Genomic DNA, 24,329 nt, shown 5'->3' on the forward strand with positions numbered 1-24,329 from the left:
ACAGACCATTTTTCTCACGCGTAGCAGATCGAACAAAGAGTCACTCCTTTGCAATATGCTAATGACGATCGCTGCAAAAGGCATGTCATCAAAAAATACCCTTCCGCAGTGAATCTGCCATTACCTTAATTGAAAAAGCCGCCTGAACGAAGGCGGCTTTTTTTTGATGGCTGTCAGATGCTGAAACTACTTCTCTTCGTTAAACACCTGACCAATCTGCCGACGCACTTCATCCATTGCCGCCAGCGTATCAATAGACGCAGAGAGCGGGCGAACCGGCGAGTCGGTTTTACCCTGTCCCACGCACCAGGCAAAGTGAACGGCTTCATGGAACAGCTGGTCGTAGCGGTTACGCGGCTCATCGAAGTGCAGCACTTTTCCACCCTGGCTTGAGGTGAGGGTAAACGGCCCCGGCGCGTAGAAGGATGCACCGCCGATCTCCAGCGTGGCATCACGTCCGGCAATCACCGCCGCGCACGGCGTATTACTGAACAGGGTGGTATTCAGCACAGAGTGCATGCCGTTGTTGTGGGTCAGCAGCATTGAGGTCTGACCGTTCACACCGCCCGGCACCTGCTGCCCGGTGGCGTGGATGGACACCGGTGCACCGGCGACTTTCACGCTGAAGCCGATCAGATAGCTGCCGAGATCCATCATCGGCCCGCCCGCTAAATCTGCGTTGAAAATACGGTGATCGGGGGTGAAAAATTCACCGTGGTCGGCAAGCAGGGTATGCAAATCGCCCAGTGCACCATCCTCCAGCAGCTGGGTGATAATGTCGTATTTTGGCAGGAAGTCGCACCACATCGCTTCCATACACAGCAAACCTTTAGCTTTTGCCAATTCGGCCAGGCCGCGCGCCTGCTGCGCGTTGAGCGCCAGCGGTTTTTCAATCAAAACGTGCTTACCGGCGTTCAGCGCCTGTAGTCCGTCGGGGTAGTGATGGTTATGCGGCGTGGCAATGTACACCGCATCAATATCCGGTGAGGCCAGCAGCTCGGCGGCACTGCCAAAAGCCTGCGGAATGCCCATTTTGCTGGCGAAGGCGCTGGCCCTGTCCTGCGAACGGGAGGCTATCGCCACCAGCTGCTGCGAGGTGAACTCTTTCAGCGCGCGGGCAAAGCGTTCGGCAATCCAGCCCGGGCCGATAATGCCCCAGCGCAGCGAGGGAACGGCGTGGGGATCGAGCGTACGGGCCTTGGGTAATGAAGACGGAAACATGGCAGCTCCTGATTATTATGTGTAGGGCATCAAGCAGATTGAGTGGCCGCCGGGCGGCGCTATTTCACTATAGTCAGCGGATTTTACGGGGGAAACCGCTTTTATGATGGAAATCCATCAATTTGCTGAGGCAAGCCGCTATTAATAATCTTCAAGCAAAAACAGCGCATTGCGCGCTGTTTCGGGATGGGAAATGAACGGTTGAATTCAAATCAGATTGAATCGGTCATCAGGTTTAAGCGGTGGCGGTAGCGCTTCATTGTTCATATCGCGCAGGGTGCGTTCGATGGTATTGCAAATGGCATTCAACGGCAGATCGTTGGAATCGACGCCAAACGGATCTTCCAGCTCTTCCGCCAGCGATTCCAGCGACAGGAAGGTGTAGGAGATAAACATCGACACTACCGGCGTCATATAGTGCAGGTCGGTGACCAGCGCAAAGGGCAGCAGGGTACAGAACAGATACACCGTGCGCTGAAGTATCAGGCTGTAGGCAAACGGGATCGGCGTGTTGCTGATACGTTCGCAGCCGCCCAGCACCTGCGACAGAGTATTCAGATTATGGTCAATGCCGTTATACAGCAGGTCGGAGATCGCACCGCGATCGCGCTGCTGCGCCAGCCACTCGCCGAGGGCGAGCAGCAGCCGGTTAGCGCGAAACGGGCTGTTGAGCACCTCATTTTGCCAATCGGCAGGGAGCAGACGCCGGATATCGTCACTGCTGTCCGTGCCGCGCAGCTGATGCTTCAGCGCCCAGCTAAAGGCCAGCAGCAGAGCGGTAAACTCGGCCACCGCCGCCGGATCGCGGCGCAGCGCACCTTTTGCCTGCCGCAGCAGCGAGCGGCTGGTAATCAATAGCGTTCCCCACAGCGTACGTGCCTCAACGAATCGGGCATAGCTGGCGCTGTTGCGAAAACCGAGGAAGATCGCAATCGCCACACCCAGCAGGCTGAACGGCGCGGTGGTCAGATGCACACCCAGCGTTTCGTACCACTGCAGGCTGATTACCGCAATAATCGACATCAGCAGATTCAGGCCAAGGCGAAACATAATTTTGGACAGCACCGCGCCGCGCCAGGAAAACAGACGGCGGAACCAGTGCTGATGGGGACGAACGATCATGGCAATATTTCCAGTGAGTTAGACACAAAGCGGCAATGCAAAGCCAATATTGATATTTAAATCTGCGGCAATTTTATGGAAATCTGAAGGCATATCTTATTACCACGGATTACCACGGAGTTAGCTTATGAGCCAGATTGCACGCCGGATTAAACTCGGCCTGATGTTACAGGGAGCAGGTGGTCATATGAATGCCTGGCGGCACCATAACGTACCTGCTGACGCCAGCGTCAATGTTAACTGGTATCACCAGCTGGCGCATCAGGCAGAAGACGCCGGACTGGATTTTTTATTCGTTGCCGACGGTCTGCACATTAATGAGAAGTCGCTGCCGCACTTCCTTAACCGCTTCGAGCCGATAGCCCTGCTGTCCTCGCTGGCATCGGTCACGCACCGGATCGGCCTGGCCGGGACCATTTCCACCTCGTACAGCGATCCCTTCACCGTTGCACGGCAGGTGGCATCGCTCGACCTGCTCAGCGGCGGTCGCGCGGGCTGGAACGTGGTGACCTCGCCGCTGGAAGGGTCGGGCCGCAACTTTGGCCGCGCGCACCCGCAGCATTCAGAGCGCTATCGCATTGCCGAAGAGTATTTACAGGTGGTGCAGGGGCTGTGGGACTCGTGGGAGGACGACGCCTTTATTCGTGACAAGCAGAGTGGCGTGTTCTTTGATGCCTCAAAACTGCACGCGCTAAATCATAAAGGCGAATACTTCTCGGTGGCCGGGCCGCTGAACATTCAGCGTTCGCCGCAGGGACAGCCGGTCATTTTCCAGGCCGGTGCCTCCGACACCGGTATTGCTCTGGCGGCCAAAACCGCCGATGCGGTGTTTACGAACGCCCGCACGCTGGAAGAAGCGGAAAGCTATGCGCACAAGCTGGACGCTGAAGCCCGCGCTCAGCAGAAACCGACTCCGGGAATTTTCCCCGGCATCACGCCGATTGTCGGCAAAACGGAAGCCGAGGCGGAAGAAAAATATCGCTATCTGCTGTCGCTGCTGTCGCTGGACGATGCCCTCAGCTATCTGGGGCGCTTCTTCGATCATCATGACTTCAGCCAGTACGATCCTGACGGTCCGTTCCCGGAACTGGGCACGCTGGGAGAAAATACCTTCCGTTCAACCACCGATCAGATCAAACGGCTGGCGAAAGAGGAACAGCTGACGGTGCGTGAAGTGGCCTATCGCACCACACTGCCGAAGGGGGAATTCTTTGGTACGCCGGAGCAGGTGGCGGATACCTTTATTCGTTGGGTGGAGCAGGGCGGAGCCAGCGGTTTCATCATCTGTGGTCCGGTACTGAACGAGGCGCTGGAAGACGTGACCCGTTATGTGCTGCCAATTCTGGCCGAACGCGGCTACTGGCAGCAGGACGACCGCACCACGCTGCGCGAGCGGTTGGATTTGCCGGTGCGCGAAAACCGTTATACGGGAAGCACCGAACAGCAGTTGACTCACGCAGGCTGATTTTTTAACCCGCGCAGCAGTTCAAGCAGCCAGCGGCAGGCATCGCGCTGGCTGTTTTTCTGCCAGCTGTAAATTTTGACCGTGTAGCGCGGAATGGCAAACGGCAGCGGATGGATTGCGTACTCCACGCTGCGCTGCAAACGCTCTGCGGCATAGCGCGGAATGGTCATCAGCAACGGGCTTTGCGCGATGATAAACGGTGCGCCGAGTACCGACGGCATCCGCAGAGCAATATGTCGTTCCAGCCCCAGCAGCGCCAGCTCGCTATCGATATACCCCGTTTCCTCATTCCACGGAGTGACCACCAGATGCCGGGCGGCAATATACTGCGCCAGGTCAACAGGCCGATCCGCAGGGAAAAAACGCGGCGAGGCGATCACCACGTATTCATCTTCCATCCAGTCCATTTCTTCAATGTCCGGCAGCCGGCGATCGTGGGTCTCGCTGAATCCTAATGCGAAGTCCACCCGCCCGGCCATCAGTTCGTGCAGCGCCACTTTCTGTTCGCTGTGAATCAACTGAAAGCGAAGCCACGGCGCGAGCTGCTGGACTTTTGCCATCAGCGCGGGGAACAGACTGAAGGTGGTGAAGTCGGTGACCGCAAAGGTGAATTCGTGCTGGCTGGTTGCCGGATCGAAGCGGGGGCGTTTCTGCACGCTCTGGTTAAGCTGCGACAGGCTGTTATTGACCGATTCCGCCAGCGCGGTGGCAAAAAGGGTGGGCTGCATTTCGTGGCCCACCCGGTAAAACAGTTCATCGCCAAGATGGCGGCGCAGGCGGCTTAGCGCATGGCTCAGCGCCGAATTACTCAACGCCAGCTCCTCCGCCGCGCGAGCGACCGACTGGTGTCGCCAGACCGCGTCAAATACCAGCAGCAGATTGAGGTCGAGGTTACGTAAATTTGGATGCATAAAATTCACTATATACTGATAACAATGCACTTCATTCATCCGAGATTAGCGGGTATTCTGCCCGCCATCAACTCAATGTAAGACGGGAATATTCATGAAACTTGTTATCCGCCGCGCTGAACGCAGCGATGCCGCACTGATCCTCGCGATGATCGCCGAACTGGCCGAATACGAAAAAGCGCTGCATGAAGTGATTGCCACACAGCAGGACATTGAGCAGACGCTGTTTGCTGATGACAGTAAATCGGAAGGGCTGATTTGTGAGATCGATGGCGTCCCGGCGGGCTATGCGGTGTTCTTCACCAGCTACTCTACCTGGCTGGGGAAAAACGGTATTTACCTGGAAGATCTGTACGTTTCACCGCGTTTTCGCGGACAAAAGGCCGGGAAACAGCTGCTGCGCCACATTGCCAAACTGGCGGTAGAGCGGGGCTGCGGTCGCCTGGAGTGGAGCGTGCTGGACTGGAATCAGCCCGCCATCGATTTTTATAAAAGCATCGGTGCAGCACCGCAGGACGAGTGGGTGCGCTACCGCATGGAAGGCGCGGTGCTGACGGACTTCGCCGCCTGCTGACCGCCCGTTATTCCTGACTGGCTGGTTCGCGGCCTCAGCCTTTGTATTAAGCCAGCCGGCAACCAGTCACTCAGCTTAACAGCCCCGCCAGAAAGCCAGCCCGCTCTCTGGCTCAATCGTATCGATTCTCCGCAGATTCAACCGACTTAACGTACCCACAGAGTGAGAAGCTTCAATAAATTCAGCAAGTTTCGCTGTTTTCCCCGTCACTTAACGCCGCTTTGCAACCTCCCGACGCTATCTTCATCACTCTGCGGTGAAGCCGTTCTGTAATCGCGTATCGAACCCGGTCTCATATTTAAGTTAATCATCACTCATTTCTTTTTTATATTTATTATCAATTGGTTGCCTTGTAACGGCAGGCTGGCGTTTCTGCTCCCTTGCACACTTCAATGACATCGCAACGTTTTCTCAGCGAAAAAGTTCCGCGGCAAATTGTAAATAATTATTAATTTGAGATTGATAATGGTTATCATTTATATATGATGTCGCAAAATATAAAGATTCACCTGCAATACCCTTTTAGATTCGTAACACACCCGTTTGTACAGGAAGCCGATGCCGGGCAAATACCAATAAAATAGATCAGGGTATTTGACATGCTCAAATTTTCATCCCGCAAGGGATTGCTGCAGACGTCTCTCGTCATGGGAACGTTTTTTACCGCTGCCGTTAACGCCGCAGAAGCGCCTGCTGCGCAAAACGACGTGGCTACCAGCGCTAACACCAGCCAGAAACAGAATCTGGTCAAACCGGTTAAAAACAACGAACCGGTAATGACCGTGACCGCCCCGGAGATCAAAAAAGTCGCCGGGACCAAAACCACCATCACCGCTGACGAGCTGCAGAAGCGCGGCAGCAACGATTTCGGTTCGGTGATGCGCAACCAGCTGGCGATTAGCGCCACCGGTTCCAGCGGCGGTTCTTCCGACGGTAAAAGCGGCTTCGACCGCGGCGGCTACACCGGCTACAACATTCGCGGCCTGGAAAGCAACCGCGTGGCGCTGGACGTTGACGGCATTCCACAACCGGATGCGACCGGCCGCAGCTACGCCAGCCGTGCGGGCGTGAACACCTTCGGGATTGGCCGCGACTACATCGATCCTTATGTCTACGGGCAGATCGATATCGTTGCCGGTGCCACCGAAACCTCCTACTCCAACAACGCCATGGGCGGTTCCGTCTCCTTCCAGCCGAAATCTGCCGATGATTATCTGCAGCCGGGTAAAGATACCTATTTCGGCTATCAGAGCGACTACGATTCTTCCAGCCGCAGCTGGCACAATGGCATTACCGCAGCCGCAGGCGATCAGACCCTGCGCGGCCTGATTGCCTACAGCCGCCGCGACGGTCAGCAGACCCGCAATAACAGCGGCGTGCATGATGCCTACCCGGCAAACTGGCACTCCGACGCGCTGTTAACCTCGGGCATCTGGCAGCCAAACGACGAGCACAAATTTACCGGCGTACTGGATTTCTACAGCAAGGTTAAGCACACCAACTACGACAGCTGGAACAGCAGCGGTTCTGCGATCCTCGGCCCGGCCAACCAGCAGAGCAATACCCGCCGCTGGGGTGCTTCGGTGAAGGATGAGTGGACGCCGTCGAGCCAGTGGGTCGACAGCCTGACCACCAAAGCGTACTGGCAGAGCACCGAAGCCCATGACAACACGCTGATGCCGGATGAAATGACCGGCAACATGCAGCGCGTGTACTCCGACTACAATGTGAAAACCTACGGTCTGGAAACGCAGCTGGCGAAAACTCTGGGCCGTCATAACCTGAGCGCCGGCCTGAACGGCCGCATCAGCGATGCAGAACGCCCGTTCAGCCAGTCTCCGGCACCGGGTCCGTTCAGCGTGGTGATGAAGCCGCAGGGCGACAGCCGCACCACGGTACTGGGTGGCTTCGTGCAGGACGATATCCAGTTCGATCTCAGTGGCCACAACTTCTCGGTGGTGCCAGGCGTACGCGTGGCCCATCAGGAAACCAAACCGCAGAATCTGGATAATCTGACCGCCAACAGCACCGCGCTGAACGGCGCGTCGGTGGAAACGCTGTACGGTAAAACTAATAAAGATACTCAGGTGCTGCCGTCAATCAGCTTCAACTACGATCTGACGCCAACCCTGATGACCTATATCCAGTACAAGCGCGGCGCGCAGTTCCCGAACGCCAGCCAGCTGTACGGTTCGTGGAACCTGGGTTCAAGCTATGCCGGTCCGCAGCAATATGCATTGATTGGCAATACCGATCTGGACACGGAAACCAGCAACAACTTCGAGTGGGGCGTGAAGGGTGAAGCGGTTGAAGGCGTAACGCTGAACTCCTCGCTGTACTACAACAGCTATAAGAACTTTATTGCCTATTCTCGCTACCGTCGTGCGGCGAACCCGGATAAGTTCGTTAACGTACCGTCTAACATCTACACCACCTATCAGGCTGAAAACCGTGATAAAGCCTATATCTGGGGCGGTGAGATCAGCACCAAAATTAACTTTGGTACCTGGTTTGAAGAGGTTAACGGCCTGAGCGCTAACCTTGGCCTGGCTTACAGCAAAGGTCAGTCGAAGTCGAGCTACAACGGCGATAAGTACATCGATCTTGAAAGCGTTGCACCAATGAAAGCGATTGTTGGCGTGGCGTGGGACGATCCGGCCCAGCGTTACGGTGCCGCAGTGACCGCCACCTTTGTTAAGGGCAAGCAGGCTGAAGCCACCAACCGCGAAAGTTACACCAACGTGGGTACGCCAATCACCGATTCCACCGCAGAATATATGCGCGTGCCGGGCTACGGCATGGTCGATTTGACCGCATGGCTGCGCGTGAGCAAAAACGTGAAGCTGAGCGGCGGCGTATATAACCTGACCGATCGCAAATACTGGGATTATCTCAGCAGCCGTGAGCTGACGGAAAACACCGCGCAGGATGGCTACGACAATGCGCTGGCCGTTATGCCGGGCCGCAGCTTCCAGCTGGGTGTAAACGTCGATTTCTAATCGTTGTTAGTACCGCATTAATACTCAACCCCGCGTTTACACGCGGGGTTTCGTTTTGTGGGGCAAAAAATAGAAATAGTTAATTGCGTGTCGTAATAAAATTTATTACTGATAGTTTCACCTGAACTTGATTTGTTATTATATTAAGAACGTTCTTATTTCTATCTTTTATCGACAGACTTTGACCGTGCGGATAATCTTAATTTTTTAAAAATCCTGTACAAGACGGAATCCGGAAGGTAGTTTTTCACTTTTCACGGAGACGCTTACCGTCAGGGTCAATTCATCATCAGTCTCTGTCAATAAGGACTGAAAAATGAAGCTCCGCTCAAAAATCACCCTCGCTATTTGTGCCGTTATTATTATCTCCGGCGCCTCAGCGCTTACCTACAAAATCAAAGCAGACAATAAGCAGCGCTATATTTTTCAACAGGCTGAATCCGGCGTATTGAAATATCAACTTGCACTGGGGAATCGTTATTTAAACGACCATGATATGCAGCATTCAGCGTACTGGCTGAGCAAAGCCGCGAAGCAGGGAAGTCATGAGGCGATGGATCAATTAGGCATTATTGCCTATTACCTCAAGAGTAAGACCCCCCCCTCAACTGAAGATAAGCAGCTTTTTACTGAAGTGGAACAGATGCTTAACGCCAGCCGTCGGCCGCAAACTATACTGGACGTTTATCAGCAGCGGGCCGAAGACGGTGATATGGAAGCGGTGCTCTCTCTCGGGCTTATGTATAAGCGCGGAAATGGCGCACCGGAAGACTATGCTCTGGCGCGAAAGTATTTCGAACGCTATGCGGCAGCGGATAACACCGCTAATCCCGGCAACGGTGAATACTATCTTGCTTCGATGTATCTGGCAGGGAGTGGTGTTGCGGTTGATGGCAAAAAGGCGCTGGCATTACTGCAAAAATCCTGCGATTTGAAATTCAAACTCTCCTGCTATGAACTCGGCGATCTCTATTATCAGGGCGGGGAGTCCTGGGCGAAAGATTATAAAAAAGCAACGGAACTGCTGGACGTTTACTCTGAGGGAAACAGCCCTGATTCCCGCGCCATGATTTACATTCAAAGTTTATTTACGATGTATCGCGAAGGGGGATATGGCATTAAGCCTAATCCACAGCGAATTCAAGCGATTAAAACCCAGCTGTGCCGCTCCGACGACCTTTACGGGGATGATTGTGAGGGGATAGCACAGCAGTAGAATTAACAGTGGCAGTGGCAGTGGCAGTGGCAGTGGCAGTGGCAGTAATTATGACGCAGGGTCGTCCGTAAAAGCCGGGTATTTATCTACCCGGCCGTGATGCCTCAGCGACGTATTATTCCGCAGGTTTGGCGTGCTGATCGATATGGCCGAGATCGCGTTCCGGGAAGCAGATAGCCCGCAGCCGACGCTTAATCTCGGCGGCATCCGGGAAGCCATTATCGGTTTTACGGTTCCAGATCACCTCATCGTTGACGGTAATCTCATAAATCCCACCGGTGCCCGGCACCAGAGTGACGGAGGCCAAATCGGTGCTGAAGGTGTGAAGCAGCTCCTGGGCCATCCAGCTGGCGCGCAGCATCCAGTTGCACTGGGAACAGTATTGAATTTTAACAGCGGGCAGGGTGCTCATGGTTGCGGGCCTTCCAGTCGGTAAGAGATAAGGTGAAGTGGTTACCGGCGTAATTTTATCCCGAAGCCTGGGTTTTGTCCTGCTGATTGTTATTTCAGACAGCTCTTGAATGGATTGAATAGAATTTTGGCTAACATCAAAAAAAATGTTCATGGAAAGAAAAATGAAAAAAATTAATCAATCACTGTTATTAATGTCCTGTCTGGCATTGGCCTCCTGCTCAACGTTTCATAAATATGCTACCGGTCGTTATTATGAGATATACCGTGCGGAAGGCCTGGGTGCCTGTGAATTTAAAACTAAATTTAACGCCTGTGCAGATACCTATTCATTTGACGTAAAAATTTCGGATGATAACGACCGCATTGCCCTTGCCGAATACTTCAGCCCGTCTGACGATGCCAGCTATTTTGGTTTTATTCGCGACGACTATGCCAGAGAGACGCAGCCCATCCGCGATTTTATCATCTGGTCGAAGGCGAACAGCGCAGGCGGCAAGCGAGTGACCGTCAAACGCAAGGCGGGAAATGCTGTAGGTTACCTGTTTGAACACAGCGATGTGGTTTACGTTTTCGACTATATCCACTCGCGGGAAGATATACCGATGCTGATGCTGAATATTGAAGGCAGAGGGCGCTACTTTGGTTTTACCACTGAACAGGCGGAGAATCTGCTGCAGGTACTGGATGCCTGGTACGCCGGGAAATTCACCGGTGAAAAGCTCACCGGTTAAATGCTCACTTGTTAAAACCGGCGGCGCTGGCAAGGGTTAAAACTTCTGGAATCTGAAGCTACCGTCGTCGCAGTTTTTTAGCTGTAAATCGGTGACCGGTTTTTTATCGTAGTATCCTTTTTCGGTCTTATAGACTTCATAAACAAATACCTCGCCGGTTTTATACGATCCGGTCACGTAGTAATAAGAAGTCAGATTGGGCTTAAAGGAAACTGTATGGAAACTGCCGTTATCGGCAATCATACGGATAGCGATATTACCTTTGGCGCTGACCCAGAACTCGCGCCGCATCACTGGCGTTTCCGGGATCTCCGGGAAACCAAGCAGCTTGTTGCTCAACTTCGTCTGGAAGCCAATCGCATTATTCGTATAGCCATTATCTGGGGAGTCAAGATTAATGCACTCGGCGGTATTTGGATATACGCGCATATAGTCGAGATTTCTGTTATCAAAACTTATTCCCACGCGATCGCCGGATTCAACGTCCTGCAGTTTGTGGCTATACGTCGCCACAGAACATCCGGTTAATGTGGTGAGTAACATTCCAGCCAGTAAGGTTTTTTTTATCATAACTATTCCGCTGTTATCGTAATCATGGGGTGAATAACAACGACAAAATTTGGTTAGTCGCCGTTATTAACTTCCAGAACAAAAGAATACATTTTCGATATTCTGGCAGCAGACAGCGGAGTCAAAAATAAGATATCTCTGATTACGAGATAATCATTAGCATCACCCCCCACAACAACGGTAATTCCATGAATCACGATAAATAATATTGCCATCAGTATACTTCCATGTAATCGCTTCATAGCGTAATTCGAGGGTCTCAAGATGAGTGCTACTCATCCCGTTAGGGGCAAGGTAGGGGGCAACGGTTGTGAATTTTACGTTTTCAAGGATGATATTGAAATACTCGGCCTCAATACCCGATTCAAGAATGCGATACATCTTGATTGTCGCTTTCTTCATAGTCCTTCCCTCACATACCGCGCGATACAAAAGAGGCGTAGTCTGATCGAATTCTTTTACTATGGTGATCGGGCGATGGATGCGCGTTCCAGTAAGTTTTCCCCAGTTTGGATCTACAGGAATAGTGACGCCGTGGGAAAATGATTTTAACTCGATAGAGCCCAGACGCAGTGGCATTAGACAACTGCCAACAATCGGAGATCCATTTTCATCATCAAGCCATAAATGTGCGGGAGTCGACATGTCATTTCCTTATTGTATTTTTGTATAAGATTAGTCATTTCATAATATTTCTTATGATTGTCATAAGAAAAATATCATGAAAAAGAAAAATACCGGAATTGGCCATAATGGTCCATCAGGGAAAAGTTGAAAAAAGATGATTGCAAACAACAGTGTTAACAATGCAGGGCCACAATAAGAAATAAAAGATGCTGATATTCGCCTGATAATTCTTTTGAGAAAATTCATCATGGTTACCGAATCATACGAGTGATGATATCTGCAATATTACTATCCGTTGCCCATTGTGCTTCAGTTGCGTTAGCGCGTTCAAACAAAGGTTCAATCAGGAAATACATCATTTCCAGTTCTTGAGCGTATAGTGCAGAGTAGTAAGAAGGGTAAGTAAAACACAGGCGCTGAGCGCTATCTGCGGCTTTCTGTACGATACCATACAGGCTGAATCCTACAAAAGCCTTTGTCGTCCGTGCTCCTGCTAACGCACTCATATCAAGACTAAGATTCATGCCAATAGCGACAGATGATGCAACCGCTAAAGCAAAACCTGCTTTTGTCAGGGAGCTGGCCGCGATGTGGACATTCACAGCTATAAGCATTTTTTTAATATTTTCGAGCTGATCGGATGTTTTATTTTTAAAAATATCCTGAAAATATATTTCCAACAGAGTACAAACAATATTGCCATTCTGCAAGAGATGGTATATTCCTTTGGTAAAACGGATATCCTCTGTTTTCTGCTGCTGACAAACATCTTGATATTCATCAGTGAAACAGGACGTGTAATATAATGCTCGCTGCAATCCCGCACCTGTCGTGTTAATTTGATTTGACATTTCTGTCTTTAAGGCGGTGAGTGCATTGTCGAGTTTCAAAGAAAGAATTTTGTTAGCCTGTAAATAACTAATAATTTTATCGTTGCCGTTCATCATTGCTCCCTGTCAGTTAGTTTTATTAACTATCATCCATTCCAATGGAATCACTGTCATAACACTTACGCTGCAATAATAACTGACTCTGCTGCAATTGGCAATAAATATAGCTAAGCTTGCTCAGTCATTACAGTAAATGGTAGTTGCCGTTTATCTATATATTTTTCCCGTGAAGGAACACTACTTTTAAATCCTTTCTGTCGTTCTGATAATTCCAGTAAACGGCCGGCTGGCTAGATGGAAATTTGTTGCGTTATCTGAGGCACCTTATTCTTCAGTATCCGCCTGTTGCGAAATAAACACGAATAGGCGAAAGAAGGGGGGAGGCTATGGACAATTAATGCGCTGCATCCGTCAGTAAGGTATGCCAGCCAGATGCGATGGCATTCAGGATCCAGAATGGCGCCCGAATCCAGGCGCTGTGTAAAACTCAGGGATACTGCTCGTCGCTGACGTGCTCCAGCCAGTCCACCACTTTACCGTTTTCGGCTTCGGCAATGGCGATATGGGTCATTGCGCTGCCTGCCGATGCGCCGTGCCAGTGCTTAACGCCGGGGCGTATCCAGACGATATCACCGCTGGCGATCGCCTGAACTTCCTTATCCCACTCCTGCACCCAACCCTGACCGGCGGTGACGATCAGCGTCTGGCCAAGTGGATGGGTATGCCATGCGGTGCGTGCACCGGCGCTAAACGACACGGTCGCACCGCCTACGCAAGCAGGTTCGGTCGCCTGGAAAGGGGCATTAATGGTGACTGAACCGGTGAAATAGTCGGCGGGCCCGGCTGCGGGGGCTTTGCTGCCGTTTTTAATGATATCAATCATGGCGATTCCTCTGCTCAAATGAAAATCGGGCATCCGTTAACGGATACCCGACAATAATAGGCCATTTAGCCGCAGAGATTGAGGCGGCAGCCCACATAGCAGTTATGAGTAAATCTCATTAATAGCGGTGTTAAATCGCTTCGTACTCGCCTGTACCGTCTGGCCATGGCGTCAGCAAATCAAACCCGGTTTCGGTGACCGCCACGGTGTGCTCCCACTGCGCCGACAGCGAGCGGTCTTTCGTTACGACCGTCCACTCATCGGCCAGCACGCTGACCGCCGCTTTACCGGCATTAATCATCGGTTCGATGGTAAAAATCATGCCCGCCTTCAGTTCCGGCCCCTGGCCCGCAATACCGTAGTGGAGGATCTGCGGGTCATCATGATAAATCTGACCGATGCCGTGGCCGCAGTATTCGCGCACCACGCTGAAACCCGCACCTTCGGCGACTTTCTGGATTGCCGCGCCAATGTCGCCAAGGGTGCTGCCGGGGCGCACGGTCCTGATTCCGGCCACCATTGACTGATAGGTGACTTCCACCAGACGTTTAGCGCGAATTGACGGGGTGCCAACGTAGTACATGCGGCTGGTGTCGCCGTACCAGCCGTCGCAGATCAGCGCCACGTCAATATTGACGATATCGCCATCGCGCAGCGCTTTTTTCGAGTTCGGAATACCGTGACACACCACATGATTCACCGAGGTGCAGGTGGTTTTGGTGTAGCCGTGATAGCCGATATTGGCCGGGATGCATTTGAGGGTATTCACAATGTAATCATGGCAAATATCATCGATTTGCTCGGTAGTGATACCGGGTTTAACGTGCTCACCGATCATCGCCAGCACTTTTGCCGCAAGGTTTCCGGCGATCCGCGCCTTGTCAATTCCCTCGGCCGAGTGAATTTTAATATTTCGCATAACGGTTCCTGAAGTTAAGTATCTGATAGCTATTCTAGTTTCCGACAAGCGTTGAAACAATCACTGACGTAATGAATCTCGTTTCAATCGGCAACGGTTTCTGTTTATCCAGCCGTGCTGCACCGAATACGTCAGCACGACAGGCGACTACCGGATGGTTTATTCTGGTTTCTACCTCGTCACATCACGCTCATCGAGAAAATTTATGAACGAATTTATTGCCCCTGTAGCGCTGGAAAAAGCCTACCGCCTGATTAACCATGGCCCGACGGTGCTGGTTTCAGCCCGTCACGATGCCGTACAGGATGTGATGGCCGCCGCCTGGGCCACCGGTCTGGATTTCTCACCGGCCAAGATCATGGTGGTACTGGATAAGATTGCTAAAACACGGCAGCTGGTCGAGGGAAGTGAAAGCTTCGTCATCCAGGTTCCTACCGTGGCGCAGATAACGCTGACTCACGCGGTAGGCACCCGCAGTCTGTTTACCGAACCTGATAAGCTGGCGAACTGCGGTGTTGAGCTGTTCTCGTTTGACGGTTTCGATTTGCCGTTTGTCGCGGGCTGCTCGGCGTGGCTGGCCTGCCGGTTGATTAACGAACCGCATAACCAACAGGCCCACGATCTGTTTATCGGCGAAGTGGTCGGTGCATGGGCCGACAGCCGGGTGTTCAGCGAAGGACACTGGCATTTCGATCGTGCCGACCCGGCGCTGCGCAGCCTGCACTATGTTGCGGGCGGGCAGTTTTACGCGACGGGTGAGTCGCTGAACGTGCTGGACGGCAGCGAAGGGAATTAATTGGCAGGCGGTTCACAAACAGGGAGTGCCGTTCAGTGGTTCAGCACTCCCGTTTCAAGAACGATGTGCCCAGCTGGCCGCAGTGATAAATTCGAGATTCAGGCTCTGCTCAGTTCGCCCAGCGTCGTTTGCGTAATACGTTGCCACGCCGCGGCGACGTCCTGCGGGATAGCTACATGGCCGATAAACCCGGCACCTTTCGGTCCGTAGCCGCTGGCATCATTATTTAGCCGACGCATTTCGCCCAGCGCCATTGAAATAAAGCGTTCGACATCCCAAATCCCCGCGCTTTGCGCGCCGGTAATTAACGTGCTACCGGCAACAGAGACGAGGCGGGGGACAAAGACCGGCCAGTTAATAAACCCGGCCGTCATTGCTCGCTGTTGCCAGCTAAATTCGAACGTTTCCCGCGTGCGGCGCTGCATCAGTGGGTCCTGCGACAGGATGATTTTATCCGCTTTCAGCCCCAGGTCGGCAATCATATCGCGGGTAAAATCCGCGTTCTGCCCGCAGTTTGCTGAGCGGTTCTCAACGTAAAGCTGCGAAGGGGGAATAGCGAAGAAGTCGGTGGCCAGGGCGAAAAAAATATCTGCTTCGCCCTGCTGGTCGAAGGTGGCGTTGCGGGTTAACGCGTTTTCAGCCAGCGCCTGCTTCAGTAAAACCGTAGAGTGCCCCACGCCGCCGGTAAACAGGAGCGGAATGCCGGTTGAGGCCGCCAGCTGTAACACGCCCAGGATCGCCGGTACTACGGCATGCCCGGCCAGCACGATCAGATCGGCATCAACGTGGCCCGCCATCGGCAGTTCATCCCACGAAAGCCACTCGCTGATAAGGTTGATATCGCTGTGAGTGCGGTTATCTGTTTGCATTGGTACTTCCCCGATTAACTTGAAAGCCGCTTAACAAAACGCCACGCCAGCCGCGATCTTTCCGGTGGCCCGGACGGGTCGTTAATCTTATTCAGCAGCAGTGTGACGGCCTGGCGGCCAATCTGATGTGAGGGCTGCTCGATGGTGGAAAGCTGCGGGGAGGTCATCTCGCCCAGTTCGGTGCCGTCAAAACCAATCACGGCAATATCCTGCGGGATGCGCAGCCCGGCCTCGTCAATGGCGCGAATCGCCCCGGCGGCCAGCGTATCGGAAATGGCGAATACCGCATCGGGCCTGACCGGCTGTGCCAGCAGGTTCTGCATCGCTGCTTTTCCGGCGTTAAAGCTCAATTCCGCGGCGTATTCCACCGGGAAGCCGTCGAGCTGATGCTCGTGCAGCATATCGCGATAGCCCTGTTCGCGCTGGCGGGCATATTTGTAGGTTAAATCGTGGTTGATCATCCCCACGTTCCGGCGGCCGCCCGCAATAAACTGGCCGACCACATGGCGCGATGCCTGATAATCGTCAATGCCAACGCTGGATACCGACGAGTCTTCATCATACTCCGCACACTGCACCCAAGGCGCATCGGCAATCAGCGTGCTGAGCTGCGGCAGGGCGGAGATGGCATCCATAGTAATAACGCCGTCAACCATCTTGCCGGAGAGCAGCTGCAGGCTGGACTGCGAACGTTTAACGTCGGAACCGGAGTTGCACAGCAGGATGCGATAGCCGTTGCTTTCCGCTTCGGCCTCAATGCCTTTCACCACGTCGGCACAAAACGGGTTGCTGATATTGGACACCATCACCAGCAGCATATTGCTGCGCGCGGTGCGCAGCTGGCGGGCGAGCAGGTTGGGCTGGTAATTACTCTCTTTGATTGCGCTAAGTACGCGCTCGCGATTCTGCGGTTTGACCGTACCCTGGTTATTTAACACGCGGGAAACGGTGGCTACGGATACACCGGCAAGGCGCGCTATTTTCTGAATCGACATCCCATCACTGTCCACGCTGATCGTTATTCCGCACAGATTAACACAGTTTAAGCAGGCTGTGCCGGAGCGGCATCACCCAGGGTGCCGGATGGAGAATCTGTTTGAACAACGGAAATAATCACCTCATGGTTTAGCGACGGTGCACGCCTTAATCCAGCCTCATTTCTATATTGCACGCATTCATTCTCAGGCGGGAAAGATTTATGCGCACCATCATTGCGCACCAAATTTTTGCACTGCATCACATTTATTTTCTTCGCAAACACCCTCTTCGTTGATTATTAACGTTTTTTAAATATGGCACGCTTCCTGCTTTATCGCTCTGTATACACAGCGGTGTATCCAGATGAAGACAGCAGGGATTTGGCATTAACAGGTATCGATTGGGAAGTGTGCGAAACAAATAAGCGCCCGTAAGAAAAGTGGCCTGACCACGGCGGGATAACAGAGCGTAATTTTGGAGATATATCAATGACCTCGATAAGCGAACCGGTGGTAATAGCGAAACACAGTAAATGGGTACAGCTCCTGCTTGGGTTACTTTGCATGGCGGCGATTTCCAGCCCGCAGTACGTCTGGACACTGCTGACCAAGCCGATGATTGCCAAACTCGGCGTCGGGCTGGCTGAACTACAGGTCACGTTTTCGCTGCTGATTATCCTGCAAACCTTTTTCTCACCGTTCCAGGGCCGCCTGGTCGAACGCTTTGGTCCGCGTCTGCTGATCTCCATTGGTACGCTGATGGCCGGTTTCAGCTGGGTGATCGCCGCCCGGGTGGACAGCCTGACTTCACTGTATCTGGTGTATGGCTGCCTCGGCGGGCTGGGCACCGGTATTGTTTACATCGGCGTGGTGGGGCTGGTGATGAAATGGTTCCCACAGCAGCGCGGTTTTGCCGCCGGCACCGTGGCGGCGGGTTACGGCATGGGGGCGATTTTTACCACCTTCCCGATCTCCATTTCTCTCGGTAGCTACGGGCTGGAACAGACGATGACGATGTTTGGCCTGATCTTCGCCGCCGTCGGTTTCCTCGCCAGCCAGGGGCTGAGGCTGCCTGAAACCAGCGCGATGATGCCGGTCAGCACCACGCCGTCGCCGGTGTCGGGCCAGCGCCAGTTTAAATCCGGGGAGATGCTGCGCCAGCCGCTGTTCTGGCTGATGTTTCTGATGATGACCATGATGTCGACTTCAGGGCTGATGGTGACCTCGCAGATGGCGATTTTCGCCGAGGACTTCGGCATCAGCAAAGCGGTGATCTTCGGTATGGCCGCGCTGCCGCTGGCGCTGACTATCGACCGCTTCACTAACGGCCTGACCCGCCCGCTGTTTGGCTTTATCTCCGACCGCTACGGTCGCGAAAACACCATGTTTATTGCCTTCGCGCTGGAAGGCGTGGCGATGACGCTGTGGCTGGCCTGCCGCGAAGATCCGCTGCTGTTCGTGCTGCTTTCCGGCGTGGTGTTCTTCGGCTGGGGTGAGATCTTCTCGCTGTTCCCGTCCACGCTGACCGACACCTTCGGCAGTGAAAACGCCTCAGCGAACTACGGCTGGCTGTATATTTCGCAGGGCATCGGCTCAATTTTTGGCGGCCCGCTGGCGGCGCTGATGTACCAGCATACCCATAACTGGCATCTGGTATTTGGCTGCGCGATTACCTTTGACTTTATCACCGCCGGTCTGGCGTTGTGGGTTCTCAAACCATGGCGCGCCCGCTTTATGCGAGCGCATAAATAATCTCACGCATTGATTAACGGGTAAGGAATATCGGTAAATGGCATCAGAACTGACCAGGCTTCTTCCGCATTCTGTCCGCGTTTATCGCCAGCTCAGGCAGGAGATTTACGAGTTTATTCTGATGCCGGGTGACCGCTTCACCGAAGTGGATATCGCCAGCCGCCTGGGGTGCTCCCGCACGCCGGTGCGCGAGGCGCTATTAACCCTGCAGAACGACGATCTGATCCGGCGCTGCTTCCGCAACGGCTGGGAGGTTTGCCCGATTGATTTCGACGTTTACGAAGATCTCTATGCCACGCGTATCCTGATTGAGGTCGACACGGTGGCGCGCCTGTGCAGCGCCGACTCGGCAAAAACAGACCGCAGCGTCCTGGCCAGGCTGCGGGCGCTGTGGATCATTCCGCCAGAACAGCAGGAGCAGGCGGGAGAGAAAATTGCCACCATGGATGAACAGTTCCATATCGCGCTGACCGAGGCCGCGGGCAACCGCGAGCTGACGGCCATCCTCAGCAATATCACCGACCGGATACGGATTATGCGGCGACTGGATTTTGAATATGACACGCGCATTGCACAAACCTACGCCGAGCATGCAGAACTGCTGGAGGCAATTGAAAACCGTGAGCAGGAGCGGGCGGTCGGCCTGATGCGCGAACATATTGAAGATGCACACACCGGCGCCTGCGCCATTACCCTTCGGCGTCTGCAAAAAGTCAGGGCAAGAAATCTGCCCTGACGTAACGTTCAATGCGGTGGCGAGCGGGGCAATCAATCCAGCGTGGCCACCTCCACCCAGCGCTGCTGCTGATGGCTTTGCAGCATCGCTTCAACGATAAGCAGCACGCTGGCTCCTTCATGGAAGGTGGCGAAGTTAGCGGCATCCACGCCAGGCCGTTTACCCTGTTGAATAAAGCGGTAGTAGTTCAGCATCATATTTTTAAACGCATCCGGCCAGCCCTCAATATGTCCTCCGGGGAAGTGCACGGCGGCCGCCACGTCGCTGTTTACCAGCGAAGGATCGTCACTCAGCGTCTGATTCGCACTGTCGCGATGCCCCAGCCACAGCTGCTGCGGTACTTCCTGATCCCAGGCTATCGACATCTCGCTGGCGTTCACCTCAAACGCCAGGCGGTTTTTACGCCCGGCGCTGACCTGCGACACCGTCAGGCTGCCCCGGCTACCGTCGTCAAAACGCAGCAGGATCGAGGCGAAATCTTCGGTGTCCACGGCCACCTGGTCATACCCGGCATTCTCCTCAGCGGCGGCAAAGGTGGTGCTGGCTCCGCGCGACACCCGGCGAACGGGATGAACGATTGAAAAATCCGCCATCACCGCACTGATGCGTCGCCCGGTAACGAACTGCAGCGTATCGCACCAGTGAGAGCCGATATCCGCCACCGCCCGGGATGCGCCACCCTCGGTTGCGGAGACGCGCCAGTTGAAATCGCTGTCGTACAGCATCCAGTCCTGCAGATAGCTGCCGTGTACGGCAAAAATACGACCAGCCTGCTGCTGGCGGATCAGGCTGGCTGCCTGCTGCACCATCGCGAACTGGCGATAAACAAAGCTGACGCCGTGCACCACGCCAGAGTCCTCCGCCAGCTTCACCAGCACGCGCGCCTCCTCGCCGGTCATACACAGCGGCTTTTCTGAAAACAGATGTTTGCCCGCCGCCAGCACCTGACGGTTGATCGCCGCGTGCAGATGATTAGGGGTGCAGTTATGCACCACCTGCAGCCCGTCATGGCGTAGCAGTTCCGCCACATCGGCATAGGCGTGGGGCACGTTAAGCTGTCGCGCTTTCTCCTGTGCTTTTTCCAGCGAGCTGTCGCAGATGGCCACCACCTCCACGAACCCCAGACGGCGGATCGCTTCAAGGTGCGCCGGGCCGATAAAGCCCGAGCCGATAATCGCCGCCTTAATCATTTTTTTTTTGGCTCCGCATCCAGCCCCAGCATAGTGCGGATACTGTTGTCTTCGCTGCCGGTGGCGGCAAAGTCATCAAACGCGCGTGCGGATACCGGAATAATGTGCTCGCTGATAAACTGTGCGCCTTCCCGTGCGCCACTCTCTGCATCCTTCAGACAGCATTCCCACTCCAGCACCGCCCAGCCGTCATAGCCGTACTGCGCCAGTCGGCTGAAAATGCCTTTGAAATCGATCTGACCGTCCCCCGGCGAGCGGAAGCGGCCGGGGCGCTCGCTCCATGGCTGATAGCCGCCGTACACGCCGCTGCGCCCGGAAGGGGTGAACTCGGCATCCTTAACGTGGAACGCTTTAATGCGCGGGTGATAGAGGTCGATAAAGGTCAGGTAGTCCATCTGCTGTAGCAGCATATGGCTTGGATCGAACAGAATATTGCAGCGCGGATGATGGTCGACCGCCGCGAGGAAGCGGTCGAAGGTCACGCCATCGTGCAAATCTTCCGACGGATGCAGCTCGTAGCACACGTCGACGCCGTGGCGGTCGAAGCAGTCAAGAATCGGCTTCCAGCGTGCTGCCAGCTCGTTAAAGGCCGTATCGATCAGCGCCTCTTTGCGCGGCGGCCACGGGTAGAAGTAGGGCCAGGCCAGCGCACCGGAGAAGGTGGCATGGGATTTCAGCCCCAGCTTTTCCGATGCCGCTGCCGCCTGCTGGAGCTTTTCAGCTGCCCAGAGCTGGCGCGCTGCCGGATCGTCACGCAGCGCCGCCGGGGCGAAGTCACGGAACGCCAGTTCGTAAGCCGGATGCACCGCCAGCAGCTGCCCCTCAAGGTGGGTAGACAGCTCGCTAATCACCAGCCCGTAGCGCGCCAGCAGGGCAGTGACCTCATCACAGTACGACTGGCTGCTGGCCGCCTTCTCCACATCAAAAATTGCCGGATGATTACAGGGGATCTGCAACGCCCGGAAACCCAGCCCCGACGCCCATCTGGCGAGGTTTTCCAGGGTATTAAACGGTGGCATATCACCGATGAACTGGGACAAAAACAGGCCAGGCCCTTTTAACGTTTTCATTGCTTACTCCTGAAGTTGATCAAAAACTATTCCTGCTCTTTGTACTTGAAGGTGAAGAGGAATATGACCGCGATAACCGCAGCGGCAACCGCCGGGATCAGCCAGAACGTGGTCCAGTTTTCCGGTTGATGCACGCCGCCGTGGTTAATTAACTGGTTGTACAGCGCGCCGGAGATCTGCGATCCCAGCAGCATGCCGATACCGTAGGTGAACATCACGATCAGGCTCTGCGCCTGGCCTTTTACCTGGCTACCGGCGATGCGGTCGGTATAGATAAAGCCGATAACAAAGAAGAAGTCGTAGCACACGCCGTGCAGCAGGATGCCGATGTACAGCAGCCAGCGCGTTTCTTCATTCACGCCGAAGGCGAACAGCGCGTAGCGTACGAACCAGGCCGCCATGCCGATCAGCAGCATGTATTTCACCCCCAGCCGACGGAACAGCAGCGGGATAATCAGCATAAAGAAGATTTCGGACATCTGGCCGAACGACATCGCGGTACTGACGTCCGCAATGCCCACGTCAGACAGGAACGACGCGGTAAAGGCGTAGTAGGTTCCCAGAGGTATGGAGATCAGCGTGGCGCAGATGGCGAAGATCAGGAAGTGGCTTTTTTTCAGCAGCGCGAAGGCATCGGCGCACAGCAGATCGCGCAGGGCAAACGGCTGGCCCTTCGCCGGGGCCGGCGTGTGCGGCAGCGTCAGGCTGTAGGCGGCCAGCACTGCGGAACATGCAGCGGCGAGGCGGAAGATATCGGTGCTGGCGGCAATGCCGCTAACGCCGATACAGATCCCGGCGACAATCCAGCCGATGGTGCCGAACACCCGCACCACCGGGAAGCTTTTCTCGCTGTTGCTCAGGCTGTGGAAGGCGATGTTATTGGTCAACGCCAGCGTAGGCATATAGCACAGCGTGTAGGCAAACAGCAGGGCGATCAGCAGCGAGCCGTTCTCGGCCAGCAGCGCCTGCGGCACAAACCACAGAATCACCGCACCGGCCAGATGCAGCAGGGCTACCACCTTCTGCGACGGGAAGAAGCGGTCAACCACCATCCCCAGCACGAACGGCGAGAGGATCGAGGCAATCGGCCCGGCGGAGAAGGCATCGCCGATGATGCTGCCGAGATTATGCTGGGTCATCACCAGGCCGAGCGTGACCGACCAGGTTCCCCAGATAAAGAACTGTAAAAACATCATTAATGACAGCCGTGGAACCAGCATTACATGCTGCTGCCGCGAGCCGTTGCCAGCGGTAAGTGAAGAAACCATCGTCAGACCCCTTCCTGAAAAGTAATCGATTACATTATTGTGTCAGATGAATGTAATCGATTACTTTTATGGTTTCCTGGATCTTTTATCGATCTGCGAGGTGGCTCACAAGCTTAATTTTTTACTGAAGGTTCGTCCGCTACGGCTCAGACTTGCCGCTTGGAAGGTACGCCGCCATTCGCTGGGGCTGACGGTATAGCGCTGCTTAAAGCTCTGGCGGAAGGAAATCACCGATTGATAGCCGCTCAGGGCGGCGACAGCCTCGATGGAATGTTCGGTCATTTCCAGCAGCTGCTGGCTGTTGTGCAGGCGTTCGGCGTTCAGCCATTCACCCACCGACATGCCGGTGGCGCGCAGAAAGTGGCGGGTAAAGGTGCGGCGGCTCATCATTACCCGGGCCGCCAGCGAATCGAGATCGTGCTGGCAATCAAGACTATCGCGCAGATAACCGAGCAGGGCGTTGATGCGCTCATCCTGGGTCGTTTGCGGAATGGGGTGAGAAATATACTGCGCCTGACCGCCGTCACGGTGCGGCGGGATCACCATTCGCCGTGCGACCCGGTTGGCCACGGCGCTGCCGTAAAACTGGCGCAGCAGGTACAGGCAACAGTCCATCGCCGCAGCGGTCCCGGCAGAGGTGATCAGCCGCTGCTCGTCAACGTAGAGCGCGTTGGTATCCAGCTGCACCTGCGGGAAGCGCGCACTGAAGTCCTGCTCGAACTCCCAGTGGGTTGAGGCCCGCTTTCCGTCGAGCAGACCGGCATACGCCAGCACATAGGTGCCGAGGCACAGACCCACCACTCTGGCACCGCGCTGCCATGCCTCATTTAATGACTGACATAATGCCGCAGAGGGCCGCTCGCCGGGATGCGGCCAGTAGGGCACAATAATTAAATCGGCCTGCGCCAGAGCTTCCAGCCCGTGCGGAGTTTCAATGCTCATGCCCATCAGCGATTTCAACGTGCCGGGCTGCTCGGCGCACAGCGTCAGCTCAAACAGCGGGCGATCGGCCAGCACCGGGCCAAAAATCGTGCAGGGCACCGAGAAATGGAACGGGCTGAATCCTGGCGTCACCAGCACGGCAACGGACGGTAACGACATGTTTTTCTCCTGATGACGGCGCAAGGAC

The 24,329-nt window shown here is 54.5% G+C and carries 23 protein-coding genes; 8 read left to right on the forward strand and 15 right to left on the reverse strand.

Annotated features, from left to right (window positions below; all coding sequences use genetic code 11):
* Positions 1–186 precede the first annotated feature (186 nt).
* Together IBT47_RS00925 and IBT47_RS00930 are read right to left on the reverse strand one after the other, a co-directional pair.
* Positions 187–1,221, reverse strand: a complete 1,035-nt coding sequence (locus tag IBT47_RS00925) for a Gfo/Idh/MocA family protein (protein WP_200558737.1) — start codon at positions 1,219–1,221, stop codon at positions 187–189.
* 207 nt (positions 1,222–1,428) lie between these two features.
* Entirely contained in the window at positions 1,429–2,343 is a 915-nt protein-coding gene (locus IBT47_RS00930; protein WP_200546355.1) for a bestrophin family protein, read from the reverse strand.
* Between the two features lie 127 nt (positions 2,344–2,470).
* On the opposite strand from IBT47_RS00930, the gene IBT47_RS00935 reads away from it, so the two are divergent.
* Positions 2,471–3,808 carry an LLM class flavin-dependent oxidoreductase gene (locus tag IBT47_RS00935; RefSeq protein ID WP_200558739.1) on the forward strand — a complete coding sequence of 446 codons (1,338 nt, stop codon included), beginning with the start codon at positions 2,471–2,473 and terminating at the stop codon, positions 3,806–3,808.
* Here IBT47_RS00935 and IBT47_RS00940 read toward each other — a convergent pair.
* The gene (locus IBT47_RS00940; protein ID WP_200558976.1) at positions 3,796–4,731 is read right to left on the reverse strand and encodes a LysR family transcriptional regulator; all 936 of its coding nucleotides are present in this window, start codon (positions 4,729–4,731) and stop codon (positions 3,796–3,798) included. The two genes, IBT47_RS00935 and IBT47_RS00940, sit on opposite strands and share 13 nt — an antisense overlap.
* An 82-nt stretch (positions 4,732–4,813) precedes the next feature.
* On the opposite strand from IBT47_RS00940, the gene IBT47_RS00945 reads away from it, so the two are divergent.
* The 3 genes from IBT47_RS00945 (at position 4,814) to IBT47_RS00955 (ending at position 9,508) form a co-directional block, all read left to right on the forward strand.
* Positions 4,814–5,293, forward strand: a complete 480-nt coding sequence (locus IBT47_RS00945; protein ID WP_200558741.1) for a GNAT family N-acetyltransferase — start codon at positions 4,814–4,816, stop codon at positions 5,291–5,293.
* 599 nt (positions 5,294–5,892) lie between these two features.
* Complete coding sequence (locus IBT47_RS00950; protein ID WP_200558743.1) at positions 5,893–8,292, forward strand: TonB-dependent receptor domain-containing protein; 2,400 nt, start codon at positions 5,893–5,895, stop codon at positions 8,290–8,292.
* A 316-nt stretch (positions 8,293–8,608) separates the two neighbouring features.
* Complete coding sequence (locus tag IBT47_RS00955; RefSeq protein ID WP_200558745.1) at positions 8,609–9,508, forward strand: tetratricopeptide repeat protein; 900 nt, start codon at positions 8,609–8,611, stop codon at positions 9,506–9,508.
* 115 nt (positions 9,509–9,623) lie between these two features.
* Here the strand turns inward: IBT47_RS00955 and IBT47_RS00960 are convergent, their stop codons facing one another.
* Positions 9,624–9,920: a SelT/SelW/SelH family protein gene (locus IBT47_RS00960; RefSeq protein ID WP_105595663.1), complete on the reverse strand. Its 297-nt coding sequence runs from the start codon at positions 9,918–9,920 to the stop codon at positions 9,624–9,626.
* A 163-nt stretch (positions 9,921–10,083) separates the two neighbouring features.
* Between IBT47_RS00960 and IBT47_RS00965 the strand changes: the two genes are divergently transcribed.
* Entirely contained in the window at positions 10,084–10,653 is a 570-nt protein-coding gene (locus tag IBT47_RS00965) for a hypothetical protein (RefSeq protein WP_200558747.1), read from the forward strand.
* A 36-nt stretch (positions 10,654–10,689) separates the two neighbouring features.
* Here IBT47_RS00965 and IBT47_RS00970 read toward each other — a convergent pair whose 3' ends face one another.
* The 5 genes from IBT47_RS00970 to map form a co-directional block, all read right to left on the reverse strand.
* Complete coding sequence (locus IBT47_RS00970) at positions 10,690–11,166, reverse strand: hypothetical protein (protein WP_264546623.1); 477 nt, start codon at positions 11,164–11,166, stop codon at positions 10,690–10,692.
* A 219-nt stretch (positions 11,167–11,385) separates the two neighbouring features.
* Positions 11,386–11,868 carry a type VI secretion system tube protein TssD gene (locus IBT47_RS00975; protein WP_200558750.1) on the reverse strand — a complete coding sequence of 161 codons (483 nt, stop codon included), beginning with the start codon at positions 11,866–11,868 and terminating at the stop codon, positions 11,386–11,388.
* A 233-nt stretch (positions 11,869–12,101) separates the two neighbouring features.
* Positions 12,102–12,794 (reverse strand): hypothetical protein, encoded by a 693-nt coding sequence (locus IBT47_RS00980; RefSeq protein ID WP_200558977.1) that lies wholly within the window; start codon positions 12,792–12,794, stop codon positions 12,102–12,104.
* Positions 12,795–13,227: 433 nt separating this feature from the next.
* Positions 13,228–13,620 carry a cupin domain-containing protein gene (locus tag IBT47_RS00985; RefSeq protein ID WP_200558978.1) on the reverse strand — a complete coding sequence of 131 codons (393 nt, stop codon included), beginning with the start codon at positions 13,618–13,620 and terminating at the stop codon, positions 13,228–13,230.
* Positions 13,621–13,753: 133 nt separating this feature from the next.
* Complete coding sequence (gene map / locus IBT47_RS00990) at positions 13,754–14,542, reverse strand: type I methionyl aminopeptidase (protein ID WP_200558752.1); 789 nt, start codon at positions 14,540–14,542, stop codon at positions 13,754–13,756.
* 205 nt (positions 14,543–14,747) lie between these two features.
* On the opposite strand from map, the gene IBT47_RS00995 reads away from it, so the two are divergent.
* Positions 14,748–15,338 (forward strand): flavin reductase family protein, encoded by a 591-nt coding sequence (locus IBT47_RS00995; protein ID WP_200558755.1) that lies wholly within the window; start codon positions 14,748–14,750, stop codon positions 15,336–15,338.
* 98 nt (positions 15,339–15,436) lie between these two features.
* On the opposite strand, the gene IBT47_RS01000 is transcribed toward IBT47_RS00995, so the two are convergent.
* Positions 15,437–16,207 carry a YdcF family protein gene (locus IBT47_RS01000; RefSeq protein ID WP_200558757.1) on the reverse strand — a complete coding sequence of 257 codons (771 nt, stop codon included), beginning with the start codon at positions 16,205–16,207 and terminating at the stop codon, positions 15,437–15,439.
* Between the two features lie 14 nt (positions 16,208–16,221).
* Complete coding sequence (locus IBT47_RS01005; protein ID WP_200558758.1) at positions 16,222–17,202, reverse strand: LacI family DNA-binding transcriptional regulator; 981 nt, start codon at positions 17,200–17,202, stop codon at positions 16,222–16,224.
* A 471-nt stretch (positions 17,203–17,673) separates the two neighbouring features.
* Between IBT47_RS01005 and oxlT the strand changes: the two genes are divergently transcribed.
* Together oxlT and IBT47_RS01015 are read left to right on the forward strand one after the other, a co-directional pair.
* Positions 17,674–18,936, forward strand: coding sequence for an oxalate/formate MFS antiporter (gene oxlT, locus IBT47_RS01010; RefSeq protein WP_200558760.1), 1,263 nt, complete (start codon positions 17,674–17,676; stop codon positions 18,934–18,936).
* A 37-nt stretch (positions 18,937–18,973) separates the two neighbouring features.
* Positions 18,974–19,672 carry a GntR family transcriptional regulator gene (locus IBT47_RS01015; protein WP_200558762.1) on the forward strand — a complete coding sequence of 233 codons (699 nt, stop codon included), beginning with the start codon at positions 18,974–18,976 and terminating at the stop codon, positions 19,670–19,672.
* A 32-nt stretch (positions 19,673–19,704) separates the two neighbouring features.
* Here the strand turns inward: IBT47_RS01015 and IBT47_RS01020 are convergent, their stop codons facing one another.
* The 4 genes from IBT47_RS01020 to IBT47_RS01035 all read right to left on the reverse strand — a co-directional run bounded on the left by IBT47_RS01020 (position 19,705) and on the right by IBT47_RS01035 (position 24,301).
* Entirely contained in the window at positions 19,705–20,862 is a 1,158-nt protein-coding gene (locus IBT47_RS01020) for a Gfo/Idh/MocA family protein (protein ID WP_200558763.1), read from the reverse strand.
* Positions 20,859–21,932, reverse strand: coding sequence for a sugar phosphate isomerase/epimerase (locus IBT47_RS01025; RefSeq protein ID WP_200558764.1), 1,074 nt, complete (start codon positions 21,930–21,932; stop codon positions 20,859–20,861). The genes IBT47_RS01020 and IBT47_RS01025 overlap by 4 nt, the downstream gene beginning before the upstream one ends.
* A gap of 26 nt (positions 21,933–21,958) precedes the next feature.
* Positions 21,959–23,200 carry an MFS transporter gene (locus IBT47_RS01030; protein WP_200558765.1) on the reverse strand — a complete coding sequence of 414 codons (1,242 nt, stop codon included), beginning with the start codon at positions 23,198–23,200 and terminating at the stop codon, positions 21,959–21,961.
* A gap of 105 nt (positions 23,201–23,305) precedes the next feature.
* Positions 23,306–24,301, reverse strand: coding sequence for a GlxA family transcriptional regulator (locus IBT47_RS01035; RefSeq protein WP_200558766.1), 996 nt, complete (start codon positions 24,299–24,301; stop codon positions 23,306–23,308).
* Positions 24,302–24,329 lie beyond the last annotated feature (28 nt).

The organism is Erwinia sp. S43, from assembly GCF_016624745.1.
In the GTDB taxonomy this organism is placed as follows: Bacteria; Pseudomonadota; Gammaproteobacteria; order Enterobacterales; family Enterobacteriaceae; genus Erwinia; species Erwinia coffeiphila.

Excerpts from the sequence above, each read along its gene's own strand:
- map (WP_200558752.1), bottom strand. The coding sequence starts at position 14,542 with ATGCGAAATATTAAAATTCACTCGGCCGAGGGAATTGACAAGGCGCGG.
- IBT47_RS01015 (WP_200558762.1), top strand. The coding sequence starts at position 18,974 with ATGGCATCAGAACTGACCAGGCTTCTTCCGCATTCTGTCCGCGTTTAT.
- IBT47_RS00980 (WP_200558977.1), bottom strand. The coding sequence starts at position 12,794 with ATGAACGGCAACGATAAAATTATTAGTTATTTACAGGCTAACAAAATT.
- IBT47_RS00950 (WP_200558743.1), top strand. The coding sequence starts at position 5,893 with ATGCTCAAATTTTCATCCCGCAAGGGATTGCTGCAGACGTCTCTCGTC.
- IBT47_RS00960 (WP_105595663.1), bottom strand. The coding sequence starts at position 9,920 with ATGAGCACCCTGCCCGCTGTTAAAATTCAATACTGTTCCCAGTGCAAC.
- IBT47_RS00945 (WP_200558741.1), top strand. The coding sequence starts at position 4,814 with ATGAAACTTGTTATCCGCCGCGCTGAACGCAGCGATGCCGCACTGATC.
- IBT47_RS00975 (WP_200558750.1), bottom strand. The coding sequence starts at position 11,868 with ATGTCGACTCCCGCACATTTATGGCTTGATGATGAAAATGGATCTCCG.
- IBT47_RS01000 (WP_200558757.1), bottom strand. The coding sequence starts at position 16,207 with ATGCAAACAGATAACCGCACTCACAGCGATATCAACCTTATCAGCGAG.
- IBT47_RS01025 (WP_200558764.1), bottom strand. The coding sequence starts at position 21,932 with ATGAAAACGTTAAAAGGGCCTGGCCTGTTTTTGTCCCAGTTCATCGGT.
- oxlT (WP_200558760.1), top strand. The coding sequence starts at position 17,674 with ATGACCTCGATAAGCGAACCGGTGGTAATAGCGAAACACAGTAAATGG.
- IBT47_RS01035 (WP_200558766.1), bottom strand. The coding sequence starts at position 24,301 with ATGTCGTTACCGTCCGTTGCCGTGCTGGTGACGCCAGGATTCAGCCCG.
- IBT47_RS00965 (WP_200558747.1), top strand. The coding sequence starts at position 10,084 with ATGAAAAAAATTAATCAATCACTGTTATTAATGTCCTGTCTGGCATTG.
- IBT47_RS00955 (WP_200558745.1), top strand. The coding sequence starts at position 8,609 with ATGAAGCTCCGCTCAAAAATCACCCTCGCTATTTGTGCCGTTATTATT.
- IBT47_RS00935 (WP_200558739.1), top strand. The coding sequence starts at position 2,471 with ATGAGCCAGATTGCACGCCGGATTAAACTCGGCCTGATGTTACAGGGA.
- IBT47_RS01030 (WP_200558765.1), bottom strand. The coding sequence starts at position 23,200 with ATGGTTTCTTCACTTACCGCTGGCAACGGCTCGCGGCAGCAGCATGTA.
- IBT47_RS01020 (WP_200558763.1), bottom strand. The coding sequence starts at position 20,862 with ATGATTAAGGCGGCGATTATCGGCTCGGGCTTTATCGGCCCGGCGCAC.
- IBT47_RS00995 (WP_200558755.1), top strand. The coding sequence starts at position 14,748 with ATGAACGAATTTATTGCCCCTGTAGCGCTGGAAAAAGCCTACCGCCTG.
- IBT47_RS00925 (WP_200558737.1), bottom strand. The coding sequence starts at position 1,221 with ATGTTTCCGTCTTCATTACCCAAGGCCCGTACGCTCGATCCCCACGCC.
- IBT47_RS01005 (WP_200558758.1), bottom strand. The coding sequence starts at position 17,202 with ATGTCGATTCAGAAAATAGCGCGCCTTGCCGGTGTATCCGTAGCCACC.
- IBT47_RS00930 (WP_200546355.1), bottom strand. The coding sequence starts at position 2,343 with ATGATCGTTCGTCCCCATCAGCACTGGTTCCGCCGTCTGTTTTCCTGG.